A 13,776-nucleotide genomic window follows, 5' to 3' on the forward strand; every position below is an offset into this window, starting at 1 on the left:
TTACATATTCCATTATTCATTCAGTATATTTTCTAGTTATTGTATTGGTGGCACTAATAAATGCTGAGAATGGATATGTTAGAAAATAAAACCGATCTTAAAGTTTTGCTGCTAACGCAATATTTCTGGCCCGAGTCATTTCAAATAAATGCTGTTGCCAAAAGTCTTCATAAGAACGGCGTTACGGTTACCATCATGACTGGCAAGCCAAATTATCCAAAGGGAAGATTCTTTGATGGCTATGGGTTTTGGGGGTGTGCCAGGGAGCGTTACGATGGCATGGAGGTTTTTCGGGTTCCAATAACTCCTAGGCGTAATAAAAACACCTTTCTATTCTTAAATTATCTCTCTTTCGTTATTTCAGGAAGCTTTTTTGGCTACTTTTTATTGCGGAATAAAAAATTTGATGCGATTTTTGTTTATGCGCCATCCCCAATTTTTCAAGCGATTCCTGCAATTATTTTTGGCAAACTCTGGAAAATCCCTGTTGTGCTTTGGGTCCAAGATCTATGGCCTGAAAGCCTACAGGCAACTGGCACTATAAAAAATAAATCTATATTGAAATTAGTTGGCACAGCTGTTGCCACTTTGTATAAAAACTGTACTTTGATATTAGTTCAGTCAACTGCATTTATTGAGCCTGTAAAATTACTTGCAAAGAATAGAAAAGTTTTGTATCACCCAAATTCGGTTGATGAAATTTTTTTAACAAGAACACATAATTCCATTAAACCTCTTTCTTTTGCCGCGGCACCTTTTGTCATTATTTTTGCGGGTAATGTAGGTCATGCGCAGGCTGTAGAGGTCATAGTTGAAGCAGCTGATTTACTGAGGGAAATTAAAAATATCCGCTTTGATATTTATGGGTCTGGTAGCCGTTTGGAGTGGCTCAAAGGGGAGGTTGTTCAGCGAGGTTTATGTAATATAAATTGCCTAGGTCATTTTCCTGTTGAGGCTATGCCAGATATTCTGGGCGGCGCGAATGCATTATTAGTAACTTTGGGGGCAGAGGAGATATTCAAATATACCATCCCAAATAAAATACAGGCCTATTTAGCTGTAGGTAGACCTATTGTTGCTAGTTTAGATGGTGAGGGAGCAAGGATAGTGGAATTAGCAAATGCTGGTTTGACTGCTCCTGCTGGTGATAGCATTTCTCTATCCCAGGCTATATTGCGACTCTATAATTCAACTCCTGAGGAGCTTTTAATTATGGGTGAAAATGGTAAAGCATATTTTGATAAAGAATTTAATATGGATAGATTGACTGATAAATTGATTCACCATTTGAGTGCCGCTATGTTGGAGCATAATTCTTGAGGAAGATTTTGATTTTTGGCGCCAATGGAATGCTCGGGCATACCGTTTTGAGGCTATTTGCGGATGATGGAAAATTTAACGTAATTGGAACTGTTCGGTCTGAAAAATCTTTCAATCAGATTGATTCAAGATACCATAACCAATTAATTTCGGGTTTGGATGTTACGGATGTAGCTGCTGTTAATTCGCTAATTAATGAAATTAAGCCTAACTATGTTGTTAACTGTATTGGATTAGTTAAGCAGTTGGCGGAATCTGAGGATCCTTTATTCGCAATACCGATTAATTCTATGTTTCCTCATCAATTGGCTAGTGCATGCAAAAAGGTCGATGCAAGATTAATTCACATTAGTACTGACTGTGTGTTTTCCGGAATAAAAGGGTCTTATACGGAAGAAGATGTTTCAGACGCAACTGACTTGTATGGTCGTAGTAAGTTTTTGGGGGAAGTTGACTATCCTTGGGCAATAACACTCCGAACCTCAATCATAGGACATGAACTTCAGGGCGCGCATGGCTTAATTGATTGGTTTATAGGTCAAGAAGGTGAGATTGAGGGTTATCGTAATGCCATATTCTCGGGGTTGCCCACTATAGAAGTTGCGCGGGTTATAAGAGACTATGTTATTCCCAATAAAGATCTTAGTGGGTTATATCACCTGGCCTCAGAGCCAATTAGCAAATATGATTTATTAAATCTAGTAGCCTCCGTATATGACAAGAAAATCACTATAAAGCCCAATGATCAATTTATAATCGACAGAAGTTTAATATCCGAAAAGTTTTCTAAGGCAACAGGTTATGAGGTTGGCGACTGGGGCGCCTTGATTCGGCTTATGCATAATTATCACTAAGAGATTATCCTAATGACATTTACTCAAAAGCAATTAAAAGAAATATCTGAAGAATGTGTTCAAAAGATTATGAATGCAAGAGAGGGTATTGAGTATTTTGACGAGCCATTCCGTCACTTAGTAATAGATAATTTTCTTGAACAAGAGTTGGCTAGAGTTTGTTTGCAATCCTTCCCTTCATTGGATGAGCCTGGTTGGGAGGCCTCGAACGATAGTGATATTGAAATTAAATACCGCACCACTTGGTCATCTGAGTTTGATATACCGGAAGGTATCATTGACGCTGTGAGAATTTTAAACTGTGGCCCACTCATTAAGGCAATGGGCGATAGAATCGGCATTCCCAAGCTCATCCCAGACCCTTATTTCACTGGTGGCGGGTTAAATGTGACCACTAAAGGTGGATTGTTGGACGTTCATGTCGATGGAAATTATCATGATGCAACTAGTCTAAATAGAAGGGTTAATGCAATTCTGTATCTTAATCAGGATTGGTTGCCGGAGTATGGGGGGGAATTTGGTTTATACGATCAAAATGGAGATATCTGTCTAAAGAAGGTCTTGCCTATTTTTAATAGACTTGTTGTTTTTGATTCGAATGATTTTAGTTTTCATGGACTGCCATCTCCACTTTCATGTCCCAAGGGAATGAGCCGTAAGTCTATAATTTTGTACTACTACACCAAAGAGCCACGTCCAGGTCATCAAATTGCAGTAAACGAGCCCCATAGTGCTCTATGGAAAAAACGAAATATGCTTGATAAGCGCGGTAACAAAGTGCGCAATTTCACCTGAAAAAATGTTTAAAGATAAAGTACTTTTAATTACAGGCGGTACGGGGTCTTTTGGAAATGCGGTTTTGCGTCGATTCCTAGATTCTGACTTACGCGAGATTCGCATCTTTAGTCGAGATGAGAAGAAACAAGAGGATATGCGAATTGCTTTTTCAAATGATCGGCTCAAATTCTATATTGGTGATGTAAGAAATTACTTAAGCGTTGAAAGTGCAATGAAGGGTGTAGATTTTGTATTTCATGCTGCCGCCTTAAAGCAAGTCCCATCTTGTGAGTTTTACCCCATGGAAGCAGTTCGCACCAATGTATTGGGAACTGAGAATGTATTGAATGCGGCTAATGCCAATGGTGTCTCTAGAGTTGTAGTTCTGAGTACAGATAAGGCAGTATATCCAATTAATGCAATGGGGATATCCAAGGCAATGGCGGAAAAGTTGATGATTGCAAAATCCCGTACTCAACTTAAGGATGAGACTATTTTTTGTGCTACACGCTACGGGAATGTGATGGCATCCAGAGGCTCAGTCATCCCATTGTTTATTTCCCAATTAAAAAATGGCACCCCAATAACCATTACAGATCCCCACATGACGCGTTTTTTAATGTCCCTGGAGGACTCTGTTGATCTAGTCTTGCACGCCTTTTCCTCTGCTGAGCAAGGTGATATCTTTGTGCAAAAATCTCCAGCTTCTACTGTGCAGACATTAGCTCAGGCCCTGAAGGAATTGTTTGGCCCCAATAGCGAAATCAGAGTCATAGGCACTCGCCATGGAGAAAAACTTTATGAATCATTGATTTCTCGAGAAGAGATGGCTCATGCAAAGAATGAGAGTCGCTATTATCGATTGCCGGCCGATAATCGTGATTTAAATTATGCTAAGTTCTTTAGTGATGGGGAGGAAAAGATAAGTCACGCTGAAGATTACACCTCTCACAATGCGGAACTTTTAAATGTGGAGCAAGTTAAGGAGCTATTATTAAGTCTTGATTACATTCAGGAGCAGTTGGGTGCTTAAGGTAATGACCATCGTAGGCACAAGACCCGAGCTGATCAAAATGTCCCGGGTAATTAGCGAGCTTGATATTTACACTAATCATGTATTGGTTCACACGGGCCAGAATTATGATCATGAACTCAATCAAATATTTTTCGATGAGCTTGGAATTCGAAAGCCTGATTATTTCCTGGAAGCTGCTGGCGATAATGCTGCACAGACAATTGGACAGGTCATTATTCGCTCAGATGAGGTACTGGAGCGGGAAAATCCTGATGCAGTTTTGCTTTACGGTGATACTAATTCTTGTTTATCAGTGATTTCTGCGAAGCGAAAAAAAATACCCGTCTTTCATATGGAAGCTGGTAATCGATGTTTCGATCAGCGTGTTCCAGAAGAGCTTAATCGTAAGGTTTTGGATCACTTGAGCGACATTAATTTAGTGCTGACAGAGCATGCGCGTCGGTATTTAATTGCGGAAGGTATCTCACCAGAAACAATCATAAAAACTGGCTCCCATATGCGTGAGGTACTAGATTTTTACATGCCCAAAATCAAGTCTTCCAATATTCTCAAAAAACTCAATTTAGAGTCGAATAAATTTTTTTTGGTTAGTATTCATCGAGAAGAAAATGTTGATACTCCAAGTAATTTACTTGATTTGGTTGAATCATTAAATTGCTTGGCTGAGACTTACTCTTTCCCCATCATTGTTTCGACTCATCCTCGAACAAAAAAACGCCTAGATGAGCTCCAAGGAAAAATACTCCATCCCTTGATTCAATACGCCAAACCCTTTGGATTTTTTGATTACAATAAATTGCAAATGGATGCATTTTGTGTAGTCTCTGATAGTGGCACAATTGCTGAAGAGAGTTCTTTACTTAATCTACCGGCAATTACTATTCGTAATGCGCATGAGCGCCCAGAAGGAATGGATGCTGGCACGCTAATAATGTCTGGCCTAAAGAAGGATCGAGTTTTAGATGCGGTAAAAGTTATTACTGAACAGCGTAAGGCTGGAGGTACACAGCGTGTTTTGCCACCTGTGGCTGATTACGAGGCTGAAGCAGTCTCAAAAAAAATTCTCAGAATCGTTATGAGTTATACGGACTACGTAAACCGTACTGTTTGGTCAAAAAGTTAACCCTGTGACTTCTATGGTGCTAGTAACGGGAGCTAGTGGATTTGTGGGCGGTGAGCTGGTTCGTTATTTGAGTGGTAAATACTCGGTTCGAGCTGTAGCAAGGACTTTTTCGGCAGTCGATGATGATGACTTTGAAAAAATGTCAGGCTTTGATTTATCTGAGCAAACAGATTGGAGTCGAGCACTACAAGGTATTGATGTTGTAGTTCACTGCGCTGCTCGGGTGCACATCATGAATGAGGTCGCCTTAGACCCTTTCGAGGAATTTAGAAGGGTTAATGTTCGCGGAGCATTACAACTGGCGCAGCAGGCTGCAGATGCTGGAGTAAGGCGATTTATTTATTTAAGCTCAATAAAAGTAAATGGCGAATCAACCAAGATTGGAATACCATTTACTCCGCAAGATAAGCCGTCTCCAAAGGATGCGTATGGAGTTTCAAAGTGGGAGGCTGAGTGTGCATTGATGGATTTAGGAAATAAAACTAATATGGAGGTTGTAATTATTCGCCCCCCATTGATATATGGTTCAGGGGTGAAGGCTAATTTTGCTTCGCTTATACGATTGGTACAGTTGAGGATCCCACTGCCATTTGGGCTAGCAAATAATAATTTAAGAAGTTTTGTGGCTTTAGGAAACTTATTGAGCTTTATTGAGAAATGCATCCGACATCCTAAGGCCGCAAACCAAACTTTTTTAATCTCAGATAATGAGGATGTATCTACGGCAACGTTGCTAAAAAAGATTGCTAGGGCTAACAATCGGAAAATCTGTCTAATCCCATTTCCCATAACGCTCTTTAGTAAATTCTTATCTGCGGTTGGGAAAGGTGGCATAGCAGATCGTTTATTTGGGAATTTACAGGTCGATATTTCCAAGAGTAGATCCTTATTGGGGTGGGAGCCCCCCTTAAGTGTTGATGAAGGGCTTCAAAAAACAATTCAAAATAACGGGTTATGATTCGCACGCTTGATCTGCTCTTAACGTTTCTAGCTATCTTGATTCTTTCTTGGCTAATCTTGCTTGTAGCTATTACGGTTCGACTTACTTCACATGGGCCAATACTTTACTGGTCTTCTCGAGTTGGGAAAAACAATACACTTTTTATGATGCCTAAATTTAGGACTATGACGGTCAATACACCTGCTATAGCTACACATCTATTGGTGAACCCTGGTAATTATTTGACACCTGTAGGGTCGTTTTTACGAAGATCTAGCTTGGATGAGCTGCCGCAGTTATGGTGCATTTTAAGTGGCAAAATGAGTCTTGTTGGACCAAGACCTGCGTTATTTAATCAAACTGATTTAATAACACTCCGCACTAACGCCGGCATCAATTCTCTAATGCCTGGATTAACTGGGTGGGCTCAAGTGAATGGTCGGGATGACTTACCAATTGAAGGGAAAGTGAGATATGATGCAGAGTATCTCAAACGCAGATCATTTTCATTTAATATAAAAATATTATGGTTAACCTTCTTAAAGGTTTTGCGGCAAGATGGGGTTTCCCATTAATCATTTTAGGTAACACTTATTTAATTGTGCAAGGTTTTATCCGAGTGAATATTCATGATTAAAAAAATCAGCGTAGGATTGGCTATTGAAAATATCCCATCTAATCGCAGTTTTGGAATTTTATTTAGCTTCATTTTCGGCTTGTTGCTTACTTACAGATTAAGCACCGATGCTGGATTTAAAGAGTGTTTATTTTATTTAACGGTTACCATTTTCCTTTTACTGGCAACTTTTGTTAAACCAAATTTACTAAGGCCGTTTAATGTTGCCTGGTTCATTCTTGGGCAAACATTAGGAAGGCTGACAAGCCCGATTATTTGGGCCATATTTTTTTATTTCCTAATTACGCCAATTGCTGTTGTGACGAAGATTTTCGGGCGAGATGAGTTGCGAATCAAAAATCAAAAGCTGGGGTCATATTGGATAAATAGGGATTCGAAGCTGTACAATAAAGATTCTTTTAAAAATCAATTTTAAAAAATTATATGAGTTTTATTAAAGAGCTTTTGATTTTCTTAAAGCGCAGAAAAAAAGATAGACTTTTATAGCCTTATTTTAAAGAAGACTAACAATAATCAGCTTAAATTTTTTAATTAATGCCGATTCTAAATTCTCCTTAAACATCTTTTCATTTTTTTATCCCCATAGACAAAAATTCTGTAGTTATTAAGGGCCCCTATTAATGAAATACATTGTTACTGGATGCGCAGGTTTTATAGGCAGCACTTTAGTAGACCGCCTTCTAAAGGATGGGCATCATGTCATTGGGGTAGACAATTTCTCTACTGGTCAGCATCGGTTTTTAGATGGTGCATTAGTTAGCGCTAATTTCAGTCTTGTTGAGATGGACATTTTGGAGCTTGATGCACTCAAGGTTGCTTTTTCAGGGGGCGATGCTGTTTTTCATTTGGCCGCTAATGCTGATGTTCGTTTTGGCACCGATCACCCCCGTCGTGATCTTGAGCAAAATACTATTGCCACTTACAATGTCCTTGAGGCAATGCGTGCAAATGGTATTAAGAAGATTGCCTTTTCATCTACTGGGTCCGTCTATGGCGAGGCTCCAATTGTGCCAACTCCTGAAGATGGCCCTTTCCCGGTGCAGACTTCATTGTATGGAGCATCAAAAGCGGCTGGAGAGGGTTTAATCTCGGCTTACTGCGAGGGATTTGGTTTTCAAGCCTGCATCTTTAGATTTGTATCGATTCTTGGTGAGCGCTATACGCATGGACATGTATTCGACTTTTATCAAAAATTAAAAGCTGATCCCACATCCTTGCCCGTATTGGGTAATGGTAGACAGCGCAAGTCCTACCTTTATGTTCAGGACTGCATAGATGCAATCTTGCTTGCGATGTCAAAGGCTCCGGATAAGGTAAATATTTTTAACCTTGGGGTGGATGGGTATTGTGAGGTAAATGACTCAATAGGATGGATCTGCGAAGAGCTTGGCCTAACTCCATCGATTAAATATTCTGGTGGTGATCGAGGGTGGATTGGGGATAACCCATTTATCTTTTTGGAAACCAAGCGTATTCAATCTTTGGGTTGGACTCCAAAGCTTTCCATTCAAGAGGGCGTAATCAAAACGGTTCAATACCTTTGCGATAATGAGTGGGTATTTGAGGCTAGGGAAATCTAATGAAGGTCTGCGTTCAAGGACTTTGGCACTTAGGCTCAGTGACCGCTGCATGCTTGGCTTCTGTCGGTCACGAGGTCTCTGGGCTTGATTCAGACCATGGCGCTATTGCTAATTTATCTCTGGGTAAGGCTCCATTATTTGAACCGGGTTTAGATGATTTACTCGCTGCAGGTTTGGCAAATTCTAAGTTGAGTTTTTATGCTGATCCATTGCAAGCAGCAGCCGATGCTGAAGTTCTTTGGGTGACATACGACACTCCAGTGAATGAAGATGATGAGGCTGATATTGATTTTGTGCAAACTCAGATACGGAAAGTTTTACATTTTCTTAAAAAAGATGCAATAGTTTTAGTTTCATCACAAATGCCTGTTGGCTCCATTAAAAGATTGGAAGCGTATGCTAAAAAATGCTTTCCAGAGAAAAGCCTTAGTTTTGCATGCTCTCCCGAGAACTTACGCTTAGGCAAAGCTTTGGATGTTTTTTTAAAGCCAGATCGGATAGTGGTTGGGATACGGACTGAATCTGATAAGCGGATTCTTCAGCAGTTGTTATTGCCAATCGCCGACAGGATTGAGTGGATGTCAGTAGAGTCGGCGGAAATGACAAAACATGCAATCAATTCATTTTTAGCAATATCAGTTACTTTTGCCAATGAGATAGCTTCAATATGTGAATTGGTTGGTGCTGATGCTAAAGAGGTGGAGCGCGGACTTAAAACAGAGGCTCGTATTGGATCAAAGGCTTACGTATCTCCTGGTGGCCCATTTGCTGGAGGTACCCTAGCTCGCGATATTGCTTTTCTGGGGAGTGAAAGTAAGGCGCATCAACTTTTGACCCCTTTATTGTCTGCTGTTCGGCCTAGTAATGATGAGCATAAAAACTGGGCACGTAGAAGCTTGCGAAAGTATCTAGGGAGCCTTAGTGGGGCGGTGGTTGCCATTTGGGGATTAACTTATAAGCCCGGAACCGATACCCTTCGTCGATCGCTTGCTGTGGAGCTCTGCGATTGGTTAATTGAGCAGGGAGCAATTGTTAGGGTGTACGATCCTGCAGTGAAGAATATGCCTGAGCGCTGGGGTGGCAAGATTGTTCCTTGCGCCAATCCAATGCAAGCTGTTGATGGTGCTGATGCTTTAGTGGTTGGTACTGAGTGGCCAGAGTTTAAGGGAGCAGCAGAGGGCTTAAATAATATGGGAGCAACTGACTTAGTCATTATTGATGCCAATCGTCACCTAGCTACCTCCAAGTCAAAATTTATAAATGCTGGCTATAAATATATTGCAGTTGGTACATCTGTTGCGGATGGGGTTTAGGTATGAATAAGGTTTTAGCGGGCAAAGTAGCCATAATTACAGGGGCTAACCAGGGCTTAGGATTAGAGATTGCCAAAAAGTACGCATCTTCTGGAGCTCATCTTATGTTGTGCGCTCGGAATGTAAATCTTTTAGAGGCGGCAACGCATGAAGTTGCTAAGTTAGCCGGGTCTGAGCAAAAAATAGTTTGTCAGGTTGCTGACGTTTCTAACGAGTCAGATGTAAATGAACTGGTGGCCGCGACCATTGCCCAGCTTGGAGGGTGCCATGTCCTTGTAAACAATGCTGGTGTATATGGCCCAAAGGGTGAGATTGAGTCCATTGAATGGGTCGATTGGGTAAGAGCAATCGAAATTAATATTTTTGGCTCCATATTGATGAGTCGTGCTGTATTGCCACACTTCAAAATGCAGCACTACGGCAAAATAATTCAGCTTTCTGGCGGTGGGGCCACTAGTCCAATGCCTCGCTTGAGTGCATATGCCGTCTCTAAAGTAGCTATTGTTCGTTACGCCGAGACCTTAGCAGAAGAGGTTCGTGGGAGCGGTATTGATGTAAATTCAATTGCTCCAGGCGCATTAAATACACGCATGTTGGAGGAAATTTTAGAGGCTGGTCCTGACAAAGTTGGTAAAGATTTTTATGAGCGCTCCATGCGGCAAAAGGAAACAGGGGGCGCGGGTCTAGTTAAGGGGGCCGATCTAGCACTTTTTCTAGCATCCCCTGAAAGTGATGGCATTACAGCGAAGTTGATTAGTGCTGTATGGGACAGCTGGCGTGAGTGGCCTAATCACCTTGATCAATTATCTAAAAGTGATGCATATACTTTGCGGCGTATATCTGGCCGTGATCGTGGTATGGAGTGGGGCGATGTATGAATATAGTTCAAGATGAAATAAAAACTAAGGCATCCAAAGTATTGGGCGTTGGCATTATTGGGTGCGGTCTAATTGGGCAAAAAAGAGCCGCTGCCTTAGGGGCTGGCGGATATCTTGTTGCGTGCGCTGATGTTGACTTCTCCAGATCGAAGCAACTTGCCCATCGTTTTGGAGCTCAAGCATTGTCAAGTTGGCAGGAGCTTTTGGTAATCCCACAAATAGATCTAGTCATTGTTTCAACATTGCATGATTCCCTAGCAGAAATTACACTGGCCGCGATTGCCGCTGGTAAACATGTGTTGGTTGAAAAGCCTGCGGCGCGTTCAACAGAGGAGTTAGTACCTGTAATTGCTGCAGCTAAAAATCAGAATATCAAGGTGCACGTTGGATTTAATCATCGCTATCACCGAAGTTTTCAGAAGGCTAAAAAAATTGTGGACTCTGGTATTTTGGGCGAGTTGATGTTTGTTCGTGCGCGATATGGACATGGTGCTCGGTTAGGGTATGACAAAGAGTGGCGCTCTGATCCAAAATTATCCGGAGGAGGTGAGCTTATTGATCAGGGCCCTCATCTGATAGATCTTTCACGTTGGTTTTTGGGCGACTTTTCTGAAGTGCAAGGTTTTGCACATACCTACTATTGGAACATGCCTGTAGATGACAATGGATTTATGTTGCTGAAGACGCCAAAGCAGCAAGTAGCGTTTTTGCATGCCTCATGTACTGAATGGAAGAATCTCTTTTCTATGGAGATTTACGGCAAAGAAGGCAAGTTGGATTTATCGGGTTTGGGCGGTAGTTACGGTTTAGAAAAGTTAACTTATTACAAGATGCTCCCTCAGATGGGGCCGCCCGAAACAACTTCCTGGGAGTATCCAATGGCAGATGATTCATGGGCTATAGAGATGGCCGAATTTTATGATGATATTCATCGGGATCGAGAGCCTGCTGCTGGATTAAATGATGCATATGAATCGTTAAAAATTATTGATCAAATTTATAAGGACTCTGGTTATGATCATAGCGCGTAGCCCACTCCGAATTACTTTAGGCGGCGGCGGAACAGATCTAGCCTCCTACTATGAAGACCACGAAGGTTTTTTGATTGCAGCAGCCATTGATAAATATGTCTATGTTACTGTGATGCGTCCTTTTACTGAAGGGATTTATCTGAAGTACTCACAGTTGGAGCAGGTAGAGAGGGTCGCTGAGGTACATCACCCCATCATTCGAGAGGCGTTGGATTTAATGGGTTTTCGTACGCCCCAAGTAGAAATTACAACCCTAGCTGATATCCCTGCGGGAACTGGGTTGGGCTCCTCAGGTAGTTTTACTACCGCCTTGCTTAAGGCTCTATATACCCATCGAAAACGCCATATTCATCAAGAGGAATTAGCTGCACTTGCGTGCCATATTGAAATTGATCGATTGGGAGAGCCAATTGGTAAGCAAGATCAATATATTGCAGCTGTGGGAGGGCTAACTTGTCTTACATTTCACAGGGATGGCAAAGTCACTGCAGTCCCATTGAAGATAAGCATGAACACGATGTTTAATTTGGAAGACAACCTACTACTCTTTTTTACGGGATTCTCCAGAAGCGCTAGCGGTATTTTGAGGGACCAAAAAGTAAAGTCACAGAAAAATGATCCTGACATGATTGCCAATTTGCATTACGTCAAAGACCTGGGACTTCGCAGTAAAGCGGCGTTAGAGAATGGGGATACAGTTTTATTTGGTGAATTAATGCATGAGCATTGGGAGCATAAGAAGCGACGTTCAGGCGGCATGAGTAACCCCCAAATTGACGACTGGTATCAATTGGCCATGAATAACGGCGCCATTGGTGGTAAGTTGGTGGGTGCTGGAGGCGGTGGTTTTTTAATGTTTATGGCAAAAGATCGCAGTCAATTACGTCGGGCTATGGCTGGTGCAGGTCTCGAAGAAGTGCGCTTTAAGTTTGATTTCGAAGGCGCTAAAGTAATGATGTCCTCTTGATGCTACCAGTTGCGATCTTATCTGGGGGCTTAGCTACACGCCTGCATCCAATAACGCAGACTATTCCTAAAGCCTTAGTAGAGGTGGCTGGAAAGCCTTTTATTGAGCACCAGCTTGAATATCTTCGGAAGCAAGGTGTTACCTCCGTAGTTTTATGTATTGGGCATTTAGGAGAGATGATTCAAGAGCTTGTGGGTGACGGCGCTCGTTGGAATATCCAAGTTAGATACTCTCCAGATGGTTCTGTGTTGCTTGGTACTGGTGGTGCGCTAAAGCAAGCTTTGCCTATGCTAGGGGAGCAGTTTTTTGTTTTATATGGAGACTCTTATTTGCCTATTGATTTTGCAGAAGTGCAAACTGCTTTTATCAACAGCGACCGACTCGGATTAATGACGGTTTTAAGAAACCAGAACCTTTGGGATCGTAGCAATGTACAGTTTGAGGATGGTCAGCTTATTGAATACAATAAGGAGGCAATCACTCCTCAGATGCACTACATTGATTATGGGCTGGGGGTTTTGGAGGCAAACGCACTTAGTAGCTATCCTTCAGGAATCCGCTTAGACCTTTCTAGAGTTTATAATGAGTTGTCCTTGAAGAAACAGCTTACTGGCCATGAAGTCCTCGAGCGTTTTTACGAGATAGGATCACATCAGGGTATTGCGGATACCCAAACATATTTATTGCAGAAAACAAAGAAGGATAGTTTATGAGTTACGCCCAACAACACTTAGATGAATCAATCGAGGTCATCCAAAAAATAGACGTTGAAGCAATTGAGAAAATGGCTGATTTATTGGCGCAAGTTAAGGTTGACGGCGGAAGAATTTTCTTTTTAGGGGTTGGTGGTAGCGCTGGAAATTGTTCTCATGCAGTTAATGATTTCCGTAAGATTGTAGGAATCGAATCATATGCACCGACTGATAATGTCTCAGAATTAACGGCGCGCACCAATGATGAAGGTTGGGCTTCAATCTTTGTGGAGTGGCTTAAAGTGAGTAAGCTCACACCTAAGGATATGTTGTTTATTTTTTCTGTTGGTGGCGGAAATTTAGAAAAAAATATTAGCCCTAATTTAGTAGAGGCATTAAAGTTTGCAAAAACTATAGGCTCTAAAGTGGTTGGTGTGGTTGGTCGTGATGGCGGATATACGGCCCAAGTTGCTGATGCCTGTGTGATTATCCCAACAGTTAATTCAGACAATATCACCCCTCATTCAGAGGCATTTCAGGGTGTGGTTTGGCACCTACTAGTTTCACATCCTAAATTAAAGACGAATCAAACCAAGTGGGAATCTACAGTCAAATAACTTGACTAAAT

Annotated in this window: 15 protein-coding genes; all 15 read left to right on the top strand. The window is 41.5% G+C overall.

Features of this window, described 5'->3' with window-relative positions; translation table 11 throughout:
* Positions 1-69: 69 nt before the first annotated feature.
* Positions 70-1,320, top strand: a complete 1,251-nt coding sequence (locus IEN92_RS05170; protein WP_255539768.1) for a glycosyltransferase family 4 protein — start codon at positions 70-72, stop codon at positions 1,318-1,320.
* On the top strand, positions 1,317-2,174 hold the full coding sequence (locus tag IEN92_RS05175; protein WP_255539769.1) for an SDR family oxidoreductase: 858 nt from the start codon (positions 1,317-1,319) through the stop codon (positions 2,172-2,174). Before IEN92_RS05170 ends, IEN92_RS05175 begins: the two co-directional genes overlap by 4 nt.
* A gap of 12 nt (positions 2,175-2,186) precedes the next feature.
* The gene (locus tag IEN92_RS05180; protein WP_216161261.1) at positions 2,187-2,969 is read left to right on the top strand and encodes a 2OG-Fe(II) oxygenase; all 783 of its coding nucleotides are present in this window, start codon (positions 2,187-2,189) and stop codon (positions 2,967-2,969) included.
* A 4-nt stretch (positions 2,970-2,973) separates the two neighbouring features.
* A complete protein-coding gene (locus IEN92_RS05185) occupies positions 2,974-3,984 on the top strand; it encodes a polysaccharide biosynthesis protein (protein WP_216161264.1) in 1,011 nt (336 codons plus the stop codon).
* Positions 3,985-3,988: 4 nt separating this feature from the next.
* Positions 3,989-5,110 carry a non-hydrolyzing UDP-N-acetylglucosamine 2-epimerase gene (gene wecB, locus IEN92_RS05190; RefSeq protein ID WP_216161267.1) on the top strand — a complete coding sequence of 374 codons (1,122 nt, stop codon included), beginning with the start codon at positions 3,989-3,991 and terminating at the stop codon, positions 5,108-5,110.
* A 13-nt stretch (positions 5,111-5,123) separates the two neighbouring features.
* Positions 5,124-6,068, top strand: coding sequence for an SDR family oxidoreductase (locus IEN92_RS05195; protein ID WP_216162213.1), 945 nt, complete (start codon positions 5,124-5,126; stop codon positions 6,066-6,068).
* Complete coding sequence (locus IEN92_RS05200; RefSeq protein WP_216161269.1) at positions 6,065-6,625, top strand: sugar transferase; 561 nt, start codon at positions 6,065-6,067, stop codon at positions 6,623-6,625. Before IEN92_RS05195 ends, IEN92_RS05200 begins: the two co-directional genes overlap by 4 nt.
* Before the next feature lie 54 nt (positions 6,626-6,679).
* On the top strand, positions 6,680-7,102 hold the full coding sequence (locus IEN92_RS05205) for an SxtJ family membrane protein (RefSeq protein ID WP_216161272.1): 423 nt from the start codon (positions 6,680-6,682) through the stop codon (positions 7,100-7,102).
* Positions 7,103-7,307: 205 nt separating this feature from the next.
* Positions 7,308-8,267 carry an NAD-dependent epimerase/dehydratase family protein gene (locus IEN92_RS05210; protein ID WP_216161275.1) on the top strand — a complete coding sequence of 320 codons (960 nt, stop codon included), beginning with the start codon at positions 7,308-7,310 and terminating at the stop codon, positions 8,265-8,267.
* A complete protein-coding gene (locus IEN92_RS05215) occupies positions 8,267-9,580 on the top strand; it encodes a UDP-glucose/GDP-mannose dehydrogenase family protein (RefSeq protein ID WP_216161278.1) in 1,314 nt (437 codons plus the stop codon). The genes IEN92_RS05210 and IEN92_RS05215 overlap by 1 nt, the downstream gene beginning before the upstream one ends.
* A 2-nt stretch (positions 9,581-9,582) precedes the next feature.
* Positions 9,583-10,458, top strand: coding sequence for an SDR family NAD(P)-dependent oxidoreductase (locus IEN92_RS05220; protein ID WP_216161281.1), 876 nt, complete (start codon positions 9,583-9,585; stop codon positions 10,456-10,458).
* Complete coding sequence (locus tag IEN92_RS05225; RefSeq protein ID WP_216161283.1) at positions 10,455-11,489, top strand: Gfo/Idh/MocA family protein; 1,035 nt, start codon at positions 10,455-10,457, stop codon at positions 11,487-11,489. Before IEN92_RS05220 ends, IEN92_RS05225 begins: the two co-directional genes overlap by 4 nt.
* Positions 11,473-12,456 (top strand): GHMP kinase, encoded by a 984-nt coding sequence (locus tag IEN92_RS05230; RefSeq protein WP_216161286.1) that lies wholly within the window; start codon positions 11,473-11,475, stop codon positions 12,454-12,456. The genes IEN92_RS05225 and IEN92_RS05230 overlap by 17 nt, the downstream gene beginning before the upstream one ends.
* Positions 12,456-13,169, top strand: a complete 714-nt coding sequence (locus tag IEN92_RS05235; RefSeq protein WP_255539800.1) for a nucleotidyltransferase family protein — start codon at positions 12,456-12,458, stop codon at positions 13,167-13,169. Before IEN92_RS05230 ends, IEN92_RS05235 begins: the two co-directional genes overlap by 1 nt.
* Positions 13,166-13,765, top strand: a complete 600-nt coding sequence (locus IEN92_RS05240; protein WP_216161293.1) for an SIS domain-containing protein — start codon at positions 13,166-13,168, stop codon at positions 13,763-13,765. Before IEN92_RS05235 ends, IEN92_RS05240 begins: the two co-directional genes overlap by 4 nt.
* The last annotated feature ends 11 nt before the right edge of the window (positions 13,766-13,776 follow it).

The sequence above is a fragment of the Polynucleobacter sp. MWH-Creno-3A4 genome (assembly GCF_018881885.1).
In the GTDB taxonomy this organism is placed as follows: domain Bacteria; phylum Pseudomonadota; class Gammaproteobacteria; order Burkholderiales; family Burkholderiaceae; genus Polynucleobacter.

Excerpts from the sequence above, each read along its gene's own strand:
- IEN92_RS05170 (WP_255539768.1), top strand. The coding sequence starts at position 70 with ATGGATATGTTAGAAAATAAAACCGATCTTAAAGTTTTGCTGCTAACG.
- IEN92_RS05180 (WP_216161261.1), top strand. The coding sequence starts at position 2,187 with ATGACATTTACTCAAAAGCAATTAAAAGAAATATCTGAAGAATGTGTT.
- IEN92_RS05185 (WP_216161264.1), top strand. The coding sequence starts at position 2,974 with ATGTTTAAAGATAAAGTACTTTTAATTACAGGCGGTACGGGGTCTTTT.
- wecB (WP_216161267.1), top strand. The coding sequence starts at position 3,989 with ATGACCATCGTAGGCACAAGACCCGAGCTGATCAAAATGTCCCGGGTA.
- IEN92_RS05195 (WP_216162213.1), top strand. The coding sequence starts at position 5,124 with ATGGTGCTAGTAACGGGAGCTAGTGGATTTGTGGGCGGTGAGCTGGTT.
- IEN92_RS05200 (WP_216161269.1), top strand. The coding sequence starts at position 6,065 with ATGATTCGCACGCTTGATCTGCTCTTAACGTTTCTAGCTATCTTGATT.
- IEN92_RS05205 (WP_216161272.1), top strand. The coding sequence starts at position 6,680 with ATGATTAAAAAAATCAGCGTAGGATTGGCTATTGAAAATATCCCATCT.
- IEN92_RS05210 (WP_216161275.1), top strand. The coding sequence starts at position 7,308 with ATGAAATACATTGTTACTGGATGCGCAGGTTTTATAGGCAGCACTTTA.
- IEN92_RS05215 (WP_216161278.1), top strand. The coding sequence starts at position 8,267 with ATGAAGGTCTGCGTTCAAGGACTTTGGCACTTAGGCTCAGTGACCGCT.
- IEN92_RS05220 (WP_216161281.1), top strand. The coding sequence starts at position 9,583 with ATGAATAAGGTTTTAGCGGGCAAAGTAGCCATAATTACAGGGGCTAAC.
- IEN92_RS05225 (WP_216161283.1), top strand. The coding sequence starts at position 10,455 with ATGAATATAGTTCAAGATGAAATAAAAACTAAGGCATCCAAAGTATTG.
- IEN92_RS05230 (WP_216161286.1), top strand. The coding sequence starts at position 11,473 with ATGATCATAGCGCGTAGCCCACTCCGAATTACTTTAGGCGGCGGCGGA.
- IEN92_RS05235 (WP_255539800.1), top strand. The coding sequence starts at position 12,456 with ATGCTACCAGTTGCGATCTTATCTGGGGGCTTAGCTACACGCCTGCAT.
- IEN92_RS05240 (WP_216161293.1), top strand. The coding sequence starts at position 13,166 with ATGAGTTACGCCCAACAACACTTAGATGAATCAATCGAGGTCATCCAA.